At 43.7% G+C, this 12117-nt stretch carries 11 protein-coding genes and 1 pseudogene; 6 read left to right on the plus strand and 6 right to left on the minus strand.

Going from position 1 to position 12117, the window contains the following annotated elements; all coding sequences use genetic code 11:
• Positions 1-6: 6 nt before the first annotated feature.
• On the minus strand, positions 7-462 hold the full coding sequence (locus tag ED312_RS19885) for a hypothetical protein (RefSeq protein ID WP_123217783.1): 456 nt from the start codon (positions 460-462) through the stop codon (positions 7-9).
• Between the two features lie 315 nt (positions 463-777).
• Between ED312_RS19885 and lon the strand changes: the two genes are divergently transcribed.
• Positions 778-3228 (plus strand): endopeptidase La, encoded by a 2451-nt coding sequence (gene lon / locus ED312_RS19890; protein WP_123217784.1) that lies wholly within the window; start codon positions 778-780, stop codon positions 3226-3228.
• Between the two features lie 178 nt (positions 3229-3406).
• Positions 3407-4645: a glycoside hydrolase family 88 protein gene (locus ED312_RS19895; RefSeq protein WP_123217785.1), complete on the plus strand. Its 1239-nt coding sequence runs from the start codon at positions 3407-3409 to the stop codon at positions 4643-4645.
• A gap of 29 nt (positions 4646-4674) precedes the next feature.
• Here ED312_RS19895 and ED312_RS19900 read toward each other — a convergent pair whose 3' ends face one another.
• Positions 4675-5457, minus strand: coding sequence for an SGNH/GDSL hydrolase family protein (locus tag ED312_RS19900; RefSeq protein ID WP_123217792.1), 783 nt, complete (start codon positions 5455-5457; stop codon positions 4675-4677).
• A 243-nt stretch (positions 5458-5700) separates the two neighbouring features.
• On the opposite strand from ED312_RS19900, the gene ED312_RS19905 reads away from it, so the two are divergent.
• Both ED312_RS19905 and ED312_RS19910 read left to right on the plus strand, forming a co-directional pair.
• Positions 5701-6546 carry an AraC family transcriptional regulator gene (locus tag ED312_RS19905; protein WP_148044334.1) on the plus strand — a complete coding sequence of 282 codons (846 nt, stop codon included), beginning with the start codon at positions 5701-5703 and terminating at the stop codon, positions 6544-6546.
• Between the two features lie 162 nt (positions 6547-6708).
• Positions 6709-7209, plus strand: coding sequence for a hypothetical protein (locus ED312_RS19910; protein ID WP_123217787.1), 501 nt, complete (start codon positions 6709-6711; stop codon positions 7207-7209).
• 1 nt (position 7210) lies between these two features.
• Here ED312_RS19910 and hxpB read toward each other — a convergent pair whose 3' ends face one another.
• The 4 genes from hxpB to ED312_RS19930 all read right to left on the minus strand — a co-directional run bounded on the left by hxpB (position 7211) and on the right by ED312_RS19930 (position 9888).
• Positions 7211-7882 carry a hexitol phosphatase HxpB gene (hxpB, locus tag ED312_RS19915; protein WP_123217788.1) on the minus strand — a complete coding sequence of 224 codons (672 nt, stop codon included), beginning with the start codon at positions 7880-7882 and terminating at the stop codon, positions 7211-7213.
• Positions 7883-8023: 141 nt separating this feature from the next.
• A complete protein-coding gene (locus ED312_RS19920; protein WP_317125696.1) occupies positions 8024-8329 on the minus strand; it encodes an Ada metal-binding domain-containing protein in 306 nt (101 codons plus the stop codon).
• Entirely contained in the window at positions 8316-9035 is a 720-nt protein-coding gene (locus ED312_RS19925; protein WP_123217789.1) for a 2OG-Fe(II) oxygenase, read from the minus strand. Before ED312_RS19925 ends, ED312_RS19920 begins: the two co-directional genes overlap by 14 nt.
• A gap of 4 nt (positions 9036-9039) precedes the next feature.
• Positions 9040-9888, minus strand: coding sequence for a bifunctional transcriptional activator/DNA repair enzyme AdaA (locus tag ED312_RS19930; RefSeq protein WP_123217794.1), 849 nt, complete (start codon positions 9886-9888; stop codon positions 9040-9042).
• 336 nt (positions 9889-10224) lie between these two features.
• Between ED312_RS19930 and ED312_RS19935 the strand changes: the two genes are divergently transcribed.
• Together ED312_RS19935 and ED312_RS19940 are read left to right on the plus strand one after the other, a co-directional pair.
• Positions 10225-10842, plus strand: a complete 618-nt coding sequence (locus ED312_RS19935) for a response regulator transcription factor (RefSeq protein WP_123217790.1) — start codon at positions 10225-10227, stop codon at positions 10840-10842.
• A gap of 482 nt (positions 10843-11324) precedes the next feature.
• Positions 11325-12117 (plus strand): annotated as a pseudogene (locus ED312_RS19940) (hypothetical protein); the annotation flags it as partial.

Below are 12117 nucleotides of genomic sequence, written 5' to 3' on the forward strand. Positions count from 1 at the left end.
GTAGATTTAACGTATCCGGATATAATTTTCGGAGAATGTCCGGTTTCCATCCTCATTGATACTTATCTGCCGGAACCAGTCTTTCCCTCCCTGCAGTTCAAAAGAAAATATACGGGAGGTATCGATGATCTTCATCATACTGGCCGAACCGTACTCCAGTGTTTCTACCAGGCTGGTATCCGTAGACAAATATTTTCCGTAGCCATACCACTGTGTGGAATCCTGCGGAACTTTCCTGGTCCACATGACCTTTCCGTCCTGGTACATTTTTACCTGTCGGTATCCTTCGGCATTCGGAAAGCTATCCGTTACATTATTATCTTCGTAAGTGTAGTAATTTACCAATTCCCAGACGCCTTCGAGTGAAACGGGAGGATTTTCTTTCGTATCGGGATAAGGGTTCCAGGCAAGCAATATCATACCCAGAAACATAACTGCTAGGATATAAACAATATTTTTCATAATGAAGAACTTTTAGGTTAATTGATTCAGGAGGATACTGTATCTAATTTACGTAAAATTAGAAGATTATCCTATTTTTTTTAAGTATTTGTTGTTTTTCGGTTAAAAAATCCGGATATGATAATCCGGATAAGGAAAAGCGCCGGAAACCGCAATGCTAACGGGTTTAGACGCGTATTACTTGGCATAACTATTGTAATATAGAAATACCCGTATAGGGTGCAATACGTTTATGTATTGATTTTTAGAAAGTTATTAAATAACAACTATTTGTTTTTAAGCTGTTGTAATGACAGAATGACTCACAGATAATATATGGCTAAATCAAAGTTTTTAAATATTGACAGTTTGTCATTTCAAGGGATAGACGAAGAAGCGGAACTTATTCCGCTCATGACCCCGGAAGACGAAGAAGAGATAAACAAAGAGAAACTTCCTAAGGAATTGCCCATATTACCGCTGCGCAACACAGTATTGTTCCCGGGGGTAGTAATACCGATTACCGCAGGAAGGGACAAATCCATCCGTTTGATTAAAGACGCCAATAATGGCGATAAAGTTATCGGGGTGGTATCTCAGAAGGATGAAGAGGTGGAAAACCCCGAAGTGGAAGATATTAATACACTGGGTACGGTAGCCCGTATCCTCCGGGTATTGCAGATGCCCGACGGTAACACTACCGTGATCATCCAGGGGAAAAAGCGCTTCGAAATAGACCAGGTCGTGTCTACGGAGCCTTATATGAGGGCGAGTATAAAAGAAGTGGAAGAAGTAAGGCCGGAGCGGAATAATGCGGAATTTACGGCCATTATCGAATCCATTAAGGAACTCTCCCTGCAGATTATAAAGAACAGTCCGAATATCCCTTCGGAAGCATCTTTTGCTATCAAAAATATAGAAAGCGGTTCTTTCCTGATTAATTTTGTTTCTTCCAATATGAATCTTAGTGTGGAAGAAAAACAGGAGCTTCTGGAGATGAATAACCTCCGGGAGAGAGCGCTGGCTACATTGAAATACCTGAACGTGGAATTCCAGAAACTGGAGTTGAAAATAGACATTCAGTCCAAGGTTCGCCACGATATGGACCAGCAACAACGCGAATATTTCCTGCACCAGCAGATGAAGACCATCCAGGAAGAACTGGGCGGAGTATCTTATGAGGAGGAAATAGAAGAGATGCGCGAAAAAGCCAGCGGTAAGAAATGGGATATGAAGGTGAAGGAGCATTTCGACAGGGAACTGGCCAAGTTGCAGCGGATGAATCCCCAGGTTGCCGAATATTCCATACAACGGAATTACCTGGACCTGCTCCTTGAACTTCCATGGGGCATGTATTCCAAAGATAAGTTTGACCTGAAAAGGGCACAGCGTATCCTGGACAGGGATCAGTACGGACTGGATGAAGTAAAACGAAGGATTATCGAATACCTGGCGGTACTAAAACTCCGTAATGATATGAAATCGCCGATACTGTGCTTGTATGGTCCTCCCGGTGTTGGTAAAACATCATTGGGTAAATCTATTGCCGAAGCACTCGGCAGGGAATACGTACGCATATCCCTCGGAGGCCTTCGGGATGAAGCGGAAATAAGGGGGCACAGGAAAACATACATAGGTGCCATGCCCGGGAGAATCATACAATCCCTGAAAAAAGCCGGGACCTCCAACCCCGTTTTTGTACTGGACGAGATCGATAAGCTTACCACAAGCCATACGGGAGACCCTTCGTCTGCCATGCTGGAGGTACTGGACCCGGAACAAAATACATCTTTTTACGATAATTTCCTTGAACTGGGATATGACCTTTCCAAAGTAATGTTCATCGCTACGGCCAATAACCTGGGAAATATACAGCCCGCATTACGGGACAGGATGGAAGTGATAAACGTTACCGGGTATACTATAGAAGAAAAGGTAGAAATTGCCAAAAGGCACCTGCTTCCCAAACAGTTGAAGGAACACGGACTTACTGCCGAGAATCTCAAGATCGGCAAAAAAGGCCTGGAAAAGATCGTAGAGGGGTATACCAGGGAGTCCGGAGTAAGGGGACTGGAAAAACAAATAGCCAAGATGGTGCGTTTTGCTGCCAAATCTATTGCTATGGAAGAGGAGTACAGTGTAAAGGCCTCTCCCGAAGATATTGAAAAGATACTCGGACCTGCACGTATGGAGCGCGATAAATATGAGAACAATGAAGTGGCCGGAGTCGTTACCGGTCTCGCATGGACAAGCGTGGGAGGAGATATTCTCTTTATAGAATCCATACTTTCTGCGGGTAAAGGGAACCTTACCATTACCGGAAACCTCGGAAAAGTGATGAAGGAATCGGCTACGATTGCCATGGAGTATATTAAAGCCAATGCCGAAGAACTGGGGATAGCCCCGGATATATTCGGGAAGTACAATGTGCATATTCACGTTCCGGAAGGGGCGACACCCAAAGATGGCCCGAGTGCCGGTATAACTATGCTGACCTCACTGGTCTCTCTCTTTACACAGAGAAAAGTGAAGAAGAGCATAGCCATGACAGGGGAAATAACCCTGAGGGGAAAAGTCCTGCCTGTAGGTGGTATAAAAGAGAAGATACTCGCGGCTAAAAGGGCACGTATCAAAGAAATCCTGCTCTGCGAAGAGAACAGGAGGGATATAGAGGAAATTAAACCCGAATACCTGAAAGGGTTGACGTTCCACTATGTCAGTGATATGAGCGAAGTATTGAAGCTGGCACTTACCCATGAAAAAGTAAAAAACGCCAAAACCCTTTGATATTATAAAAATTTAAATGGGTTCTGTATAGAAAACCGCCTTCGGATGCACTCCGAAGGCGGTTTTTTTGTGCTTGCTAAAATAGCTTAGTCATATGCTAAAAAAGCGTAATACGAATGCGGATGAGCTATGTAGTTTTGGGCTTATCATTAATCATTCCCTAAAACCAACAGAAATAATGGCACCGCATAAGTTTTGTTTTTTCTTTTTCTCTTGTCTTTTCCTCATTTTTCCGGTGACGGCCCAAAACACAGATACAGCGAAGGCCTTTCGGCATGCCGAAAAGCAGGCGGAGGTGCTGTTGAAGGAAATCCGTCAGCAGGCAAAGACATCAGGACTGGTGTCTCCCCGGACTCTCGGGCCCGCCGGAGCATTGGAACTTGTAGCACCCGGGGACTGGACCAGCGGATTTTTCCCCGGCCTGTTATGGTACCTGTATGAATACAACGGAGAGGATGTCTGGCGTAAAAAAGCCGAAACCTTTACCGCTAATATCGAACAGGAAAAATGGAATGCCGGTACCCATGATATGGGCTTTAAGATATATTGCAGCTACGGCAACGGGTACAGGCTTACCAAAAACAGGCATTACAAGGATGTTATCATCCAGGCCGCAGGGACATTGATAAAACGTTTTAACCCGAATGTAGGGGCCATACGTTCGTGGGACCATAACAAAGACAAATGGGATTTTCCCGTGATTATTGATAATATGATGAATCTGGAGCTGCTTTTTGCAGCAACGGAAATTACCGGCGATTCCGTTTACTACGATATCGCAGTAAAGCATGCCAATACTACCATGAAAAACCATTTTCGAGAAGATTACAGTTCTTATCACGTTATCGGGTATGATCCCGGAACGGGGACCGTAATGAAAAAGAATACGCACCAGGGATTCAGTGATGCGTCTTCCTGGGCGAGAGGGCAGGCATGGGGGCTTTATGGCTATACCATGTGTTACAGGGCAACGGGGGACGAAACCTATTTACATCATGCCGAAAAGATCACGAACTACATACTGCACCATCCCAATATGCCTGAAGACCTGGTCCCTTACTGGGATTTTAATGCCCCGGAAATCCCTGACGAAGAAAGGGACGTTTCCGCTGCAGTGGTAATCGCGTCCGGCCTGTATGAATTGAGCACATATAGTAAGCAAGGAGAAAAATACCGGAAAGCGGCGGATAAGATAATCTATGCCCTATCCACACAATACACCGCACCCGGAGGGGAAGCAAAGGGATTTATCCTATTGCACAGCGTCGGGTCAAAACCTTTCGGTAGCGAAGTGGATGTACCGCTTATTTATGCCGATTATTATTATCTGGAAGCACTGCTTCGCAAAAAAGATCTGCAGGAAGGTAAGGTAAAAAATTACCCCGGTGGAGTACATCGGGGTAATCAGGGATTATAAAAAATCTTGGTTGGTTTACCTTCGATATTTTATAAATTAAGAGAGTTAAAACCTTTTATCCATGCTTCTGCCATTAGGTAAGCTCCCGGAATAGAGGGGTGCACACCATCAGGACACCAGTAAGATGCCGGGGCCTTTTTCAGGGCCTCGTCAAAAACTTCCTGGTAGGGTATCCACACGGTTTTATAATCTTTGGCGATACGGGCTGCAGCTTCCTGGTAACCTTTGAATTCCGGAAACCACTCATCGGTAATGGCCGATCCGCCTTTTACCGCAAAAGGTTGGCCCAGAATAAGTTTTACTCCGGGAAATATGCGAAAAGTATCATCCAGGAGTTTTCTGAGGTCCCGTTCGTATATTTCCACGGTACCCTTATAACTCCCGTTGAGTTTGTGCCAGAAGTCATTGACACCAATCAGTATGCTCAGTACATCCGGTTGCAGCTGAAGGCAATCGTCTTTCCACCGGTCAGCCAACTGATAAACCTTGTTGCCACTGATTCCCCGGTTATAAAGGGTCCATTCCGTTGTCGGATTCGTGGCCATAATCTGGCTTACGATATTAAAAACATATCCCCGTCCCATACCCCGGGCATCATTCGGATAGTAATGTCCACGGTCCCTGCCCGCATCTGTGATGGAATCTCCCTGAAATACAACAGTCAGTTTTCCCGGAAGGTTAAGCGATGGTGTTGTTGTTTGTTCCGGATCAGTTATTGCCTGTATAGTGTGAAAGCCAAGTAGCCCTGCCGAAGCCAGGGATGCAGACTTTATAAAATTCCTGCGTTCGGTTGATCTTATGTCAGTTTTCATGTTCTCAAATTTAATATTATTCTTTTTAATGGCGCAAAAAATATATTTTTTTCTTTCTGAATGTAAAATGATAGAATTAAAGGAAAGCATTAACATATTTTTGTAAAATACTGTGTTTATGTAAAGTGTACGTTAGTCCCCCTGTTTTTGGATAATTATAATTTTTTCCTGCTTTATATTGAGAACGTAAAAAAATCAGGCGCATGGGGTTATAACCTGGTTACAGTTATAAATATTCTCAATATGAAAACTGAGTTTCTGAAAGCAAAAACAAACCCGGACGCTTCCTTTATGGTCCGGAAAGATAGAAGTACGGGTTCCTTACTGCACGGCCATACCGAAATGGAACTGATCTGTTTTAATGCGGGAAGCGGCTCCTTGTTTATTGGCGAAAATATTTTAGAATTTGATGAGGGAGATGTAATACTTCTCGGACCTAATCTTCCTCATGGCTGGAAGTTCCGTACGCAACCGTCATATGAGGGCGAGGTCCTGACGATCCGCTTTAGGAAAGGATTCTGGGGCGATGATTTTTTAAATCTTCCTGAAAATACGGTCATCAGGACAATGTTGGAGAAATCCGGAAAAGGTATCCGGATGAAAAAGAGAGAAGGCGGGGGAATATCCAAGCTCATGGAGGCCGTTATGGGCGTCGAAGGACCACAACGCATTATATTGTTTATGGAAATTCTTGCAAAAATGGCCATGGCCGGTTATGTATCGTTGATCGAGGAAGAATATTATAATATGGATCATACACCGGAAGAGGATAAAAGGATGGAACGTATAACAGCATATATCCGTGCCAATTTCCGGAATAAGATCAGCCTGAAAGAAATTGCCGGGGTAGCCAGCATGAACGAGAATTCCTTTTGTCGTTATTTTAAATCAAAGACCCGCAAAACATTTATCCAGTTCCTGAATGAAGTAAGGATAAGACACGCATGTCGTCTGTTGATGGAAAGTAAAATGAGCATTAAACAGATTTACTATGAAAGCGGATTCAGCAATATAACGTGTTTTTATAAGTATTTTAAAGGAGTTACCGGAAAGAGTCCTTTGCATTACCAGCAACAATTTGCAGTGTAGACGTAATTGAAGGTAATATTTGGTATTCAAAAAAGGCAGAAGATTGGAATTAAAACGGGATCAGCCTGTTTTGGATGTACAAAACCTTTGCCTAAAACAACATAAATATCCGAGATACTGTGAAAATAGGTATATTTAAAGGATATTATAATCTGTTGAAGCATGAAATCATATACGAAAGGGGGAAACGGAAAAAGGCTTTTCCGCGCGATCCTGCTAAACGGCCTGCTGGTAGGTACCCTGGATATTAGCGCGGCGTTTATACAGGCCGGTATACGGGGTGTGGGACCGGAGCGCGTATTGCGATATGTCGCCAGCGGTTTTTTTGGTGATGCCGCTTTTTCCGGGTCCGTAATATATGCTTTCTTCGGGCTCTTTTTTCACTACTGTATAGCGCTATGCTGGACCATCCTCTTCTTTATCTTGTATGCCCGGTTCCGTTTATGGAAATATAACCGGGGGATTACCGGTATTGGCTATGGCGTTCTGGTAGGCCTGTTGATGAATTTTGTCGTGGTCCCGCTTTCCAGCGTTCCCCGCGGACCTGTGGAGTTATCGTCCGTAATCGTCGCCATTGCCATATTGATCGTGGCTATAGGTATCCCGCTGTCCTTCGGGGCGCATTCTTTTTACTCGGGTTTACGCAAAGCCGAAGAAAGGTAGGTCAGATTTCCATAAGCGAGGCAAGGTGCTGTTCGTTAAAGTCGTCCAGTTGCCTGATTTTGAGGTCGGCCAGGCTAAACCCTTCCAGGCGAAACTGTTTTTCCGAAGGGATGGCCACGGTTTTCATACCTGCATTCTTTCCTGCCATAATGCCGTGTACGGAATCTTCAAAAACAATACAATGTTCGGGAGAAACCCCCAGTTTTTTTGCGGTAGAGAGGTATACGGCAGGATGTGGTTTACCTTCGATCTCGTTTTCGGAAGAGGATATGGCATCAAAATAGCCCGAAATACCTGATTTTTCCAGTACAAGGGGGATGAGCCTGGAAGGGGAATTCGTAGCGAGTCCTATCCGGAAATTTCTACGGTGAAAAAGTTCCAGCAATTGTTTTATACCGGACATGGGTTTTCCCTCTTCCACAATAAAACGTCCTACCTGGTCTATGACTTCATTTTCCACTTCCTCTAAGCTCTTACCCTGCCAGGGAGTTTTTTCATACCAGAATCTTGTGACCTCCGTGGTGGTCATAGCACAGGTGATCTCCGATAGTTCGGAGGCTACGTGTACCCCGACGGAAGTAAAAACTTCGAATTCTGCTTTTTTCCAGGCCGGTTCGGAATCTATCAGTACCCCGTCCATATCAAAAATAACCGCATGAGTTGTTGCAGACATGTATGAAGAGTTTTTGTAATCTCTACAAAGATACTTTTTCTCGTTCTATTATGGAATTATGGGAGTTTCCTTGTAGTTATAAATTATAACCATCCGTTGTACCGGTTCTTTTAACCGGTACAACGCCCGGATAAGGTAATACTATTGATATGGTTCCATACGCAATTTCCAGATCCGGTATGCACCGGGCATACAATGTCCGCAGGGACGATAGCCATGATGAATGGCTTCCTGTTCCGAAGTGAAGAAAACCCTGTTCTTCCGGAGCATTTTTTTGCCGGACCTGCAACCGAGCTTTCCGTAAATTTTCAGTTTTTTGTTCCCGCCGACGGCAATATACCCGTTGCGGATATATTTATGCAGCAGGGCGTCGGGAGTATCTTTGTGTTCCAGCATGTTGTATGTTATGGTATAATGTTCGGTATTGTGGGGATCAGCTGACCGCATCGTGAAAAATAATACCGAGTGTATGGCGTTCTCCTCGGGTTACTTCGCTTACCCCGTGTCTCATATGTATGCGGTAGTATCCCTTCTTTCCTCTCGCCGGCCGGAAATTGGTAGTGAAGATCAGCATGTCCCCCTTTCCGGGACGAAGCACAATTGCGCGGGACTGGGCCCTGGGTACCTGTTCGGTGAGAACAAATTCACCTCCGTCATAATCACTTCCGGCTTGGTTGAGGAAAAGTACGGCCTGCAAGGGGAAAAACACATCGCCGTAAAGGTCCTGGTGCAGGGTATTATATCCGCCGGGTCCGTATTTCAATATCAGCGGCGTGGGTTTTAACTGGCCGTTCTCATGGCATTGCTGCTGTAATTCCGGGTGAGTCCCGGGAAACCGTACATCCGTTCCCAAAACTTTCATCCAGAGGTTAGCTACGGGTACGAGTTTAGGGTAAATTTCTTCCCGGGTAGTCTGTACAATGCGGGGGAGGGGATAGTCGAAGTATTTGTATTCTCCCATTCCGAAACGGTAACGTTCCATGACTACGGTTTTTCTGTATGCCGATGTTTCGTTATAATTTTCAATCAATGTCCGGCATTGTTCCTCTGTCAGCCACCCCGGGATAAGGGCATACCCTTTTTCATTCAGGTTCCGGGTTATTTGTTCCCAATCGCTGGGTCCTGCTTTTGGAAATAGGTTTTCCGGCGTCATACTTCTACAGGGATATGTCGGTTTTTGCTGCTTCCCATCCTATAATTGCCGCTTTCCTGTTATTCCCCCAGCGGTAACCTTCTATGGCCCCGGTTGACCGGATCACCCGGTGGCAGGGAATCAGAAAAGCTACAGGATTGCTGCCGACAGCGGTACCCACAGCCCGCGATCCTCTTTCATTCCCGATTTCCCCGGCGATCTTGCCGTAAGTAGACAGCTGTCCCATAGGAACCCGGAGCAACGCTTCCCAGACTTTTAACTGGAATTCCGTTCCTTTCAGATGTAGTTTTACCTGGTCTATCTTCTCCCAGTCATGAGTAAAAACATGCAAGGCGTTTTGCTGGAACAAGTCTGTCATTTGCCTGAACTCTGCATTCGGGAAGTTCTGTACAAGTGCCCGGAATACTTCTTCCTCGTTATCCGAAAAACCCATATGGCATATGCCTTTGGCCGTGGAAGCTACCAGGATATTACCGAACCGGCTTTCGGCAAAACTGTAGTGTATGGTAAGTTTTTCGCCCCCGTTCTTGTATTCGCCGGGAGTCATTCCTTCAATTTTTATAAAGAGGTCATGCAGCCTTCCCGTTCCGGAAAGTCCCGTATCATAAGCTGCGTCGAACAACGTGCTGTTCTGGTCCCTGAGAATCTGTTTGGCGTGCTCTATGCTCAGGTATTGTAAAAATTTCTTGGGACTTACCCCGGCCCATTCCTTAAACATTCTTTGAAAATGAAAAGGGCTCAGGTGTATCTGTCCGGCCACTTCTTCCAGGTTAGGTTGTTCCCTGAAATTTTCCCGTATATATCCTATTGCTTTTGCAATGCGATCGTAATCCAGGGTGCTTTGTGAATCCATAGTATTGTGTTTTGTGATACGGACAAAGGTACAGACAAGTGCCGCCGGGAGAAACCCGGAATTTGCGGAATTGTTTCTCAGGGAAAGTATTACGGGTTTCCTTCTTGTTTTTCGGTCAGCATACAATTTCTTGTTTTCGACCACATAAACATGTCTTTTACTACGGAAAACGGATGGATTTGATCGGATAATCGCAGCATTTGGTCTATTTTTCGTAATAAAAATAATATTTTTCCGGGGATCTCTCCTTTATTGCGAATTTTATTTCTGTGGAGAAAGGCTGGAAATACTTTTCTTCTTTTTTGATTGGTGAAAGTTATAATAAGGAGTTAGGTTATGGTTAAAATTTTACTCGTGGATGATCATTCTATTCTGCGGAAAGGACTTCGTTTTTTAATATCTCAGATACCGGATACAATAATAGTGGCGGAAGCAGAAGATGGAGATGATGCCTTGCAAAAAATCAAACAGTATAAGCCCGATTTGGTTTTTATAGATATTACCATGCCCCGTATGAGCGGGCTGGAGGTAATAAGTAATATCAGGAAAGAAGATAAGGATACGGATTTTGTGGTGCTCACTATGCACAATAGCATAGAATATTATCAGGAGGCGATGGACGTGGGGGCAAATGCTTATTTGTCCAAGAACGTTACGGTAGACGAACTTTTGATATGTATGGATGCTCTGAATAAAGGTGAAGTCTATACAGCGGAATCCATGAGGGGGATAGTCGATCAGGTAACTAAAGGATTACATAGCCTCACAGCAAGGGAAATGGAAATACTTCGTTTGCTTATTGATGGTAAAACCAATCGCGAAATAGCGGAAATACTCTTCTGCAGTGAGAAAAATGTGGAGAAAATCAAAACAAATGTTCGAAAAAAACTGGATTTACCTTCTTCATACGGCGCTTTGTTATCCTGGGCCCTCCGGAACAAAGTTTTTCTGTAACCTGGATTCTCCCGGTGACAGGTTGTCCATTGTCTTTACTTTATAAAGTCTTTTTTTTGTAACAAACACAAAAGAGGCTTTTTCTTTTATTTGATCTTAATTTTTTTACAGTTTATTATAATTTTATTTTGATTGATATCTCCATAGAAATTCTTCATCTAATTCCCGAAAAAAGATGTACTTGATCGGTAAAACTTCCCCATTCGCCGAAAGTAGGGAATCCCCTATTATTCGCATTCTGTATACAGTAATAAGTTTGTTCGAAAATAAAATGAATGGAAAAAAATTACTTTATCTGTATTTATTAAAAAGATAGGTATTCAGATTGATAATCATTGTTCTTATCCGGACAATTGACACTTCTCTGTAGTCCGACTCAGCGGGTCTGAGGATCCGGACATTTTATTCAGTAATCATAGGACTAAAAAAAATTGCTCATAGGGCAATATAGACAGATTGTAATAATAAAATTAATCAAAAGCATGATGAAACACTTTTACGCGTTAGTACTTTTTCTGGCTGTTATATTTTCAGGGTATGCCCAGGTGGGTGTAGGGACACCTATGCCCGATAGTTCTGCCCAATTGGATATTGTCGCCAAAGATAAGGGAGTTCTTATTCCCCGAATAGCTCTTAAAGGTATTAAGGATGTCACTACTATAGCTAACGGAAATGTAGAGAGCCTGTTGGTATTCAACACTTCGGGTACAGCCGGTCTCAAACCGGGATATTATTACTGGCATATTGATCGATGGCACCGTGTGGTTTCTTCTGGAGACCTTACAGGAGGGGACATTCCGGATAACATAGTTGTATACAACCCGGTAAGCAACCAGTTTACATACATTGATGAGAACGGTAATTCTCAGGAGATCAATTTTGAGGAGATTGTTAAGGCCAATGAAACGATTACAACACTTGTCAATACCGGTAACGGTGTTTATGTGTATACTTCCGAAGACGGAACGAAGACTACTATCAATGTACAGGCGGATGTAATCAATCAGTTTGAGGAAATTATTAAAAATGAAAATATAGTCAACAAGATCACCGAACTCATCAAAAATATCGGGGGTAATGTGCACTATGACGGGGATAGGTTTACTTATGTGGATGAAAACGGAACAACACAAATCATTAATTTTGAGGAGATAGTAAAAGCAAACGAAACCGTTACCACATTGGTAAACAATAATGATGGTACCTATACCTATACTTCCGAAGATGGAACAATAACTACGATCAATGTCCCTGCGGATGTGATCAACCAGTTCG

Source organism: Sinomicrobium pectinilyticum, from assembly GCF_003725735.1.
In the GTDB taxonomy this organism is placed as follows: domain Bacteria; phylum Bacteroidota; class Bacteroidia; order Flavobacteriales; family Flavobacteriaceae; genus Sinomicrobium; species Sinomicrobium pectinilyticum.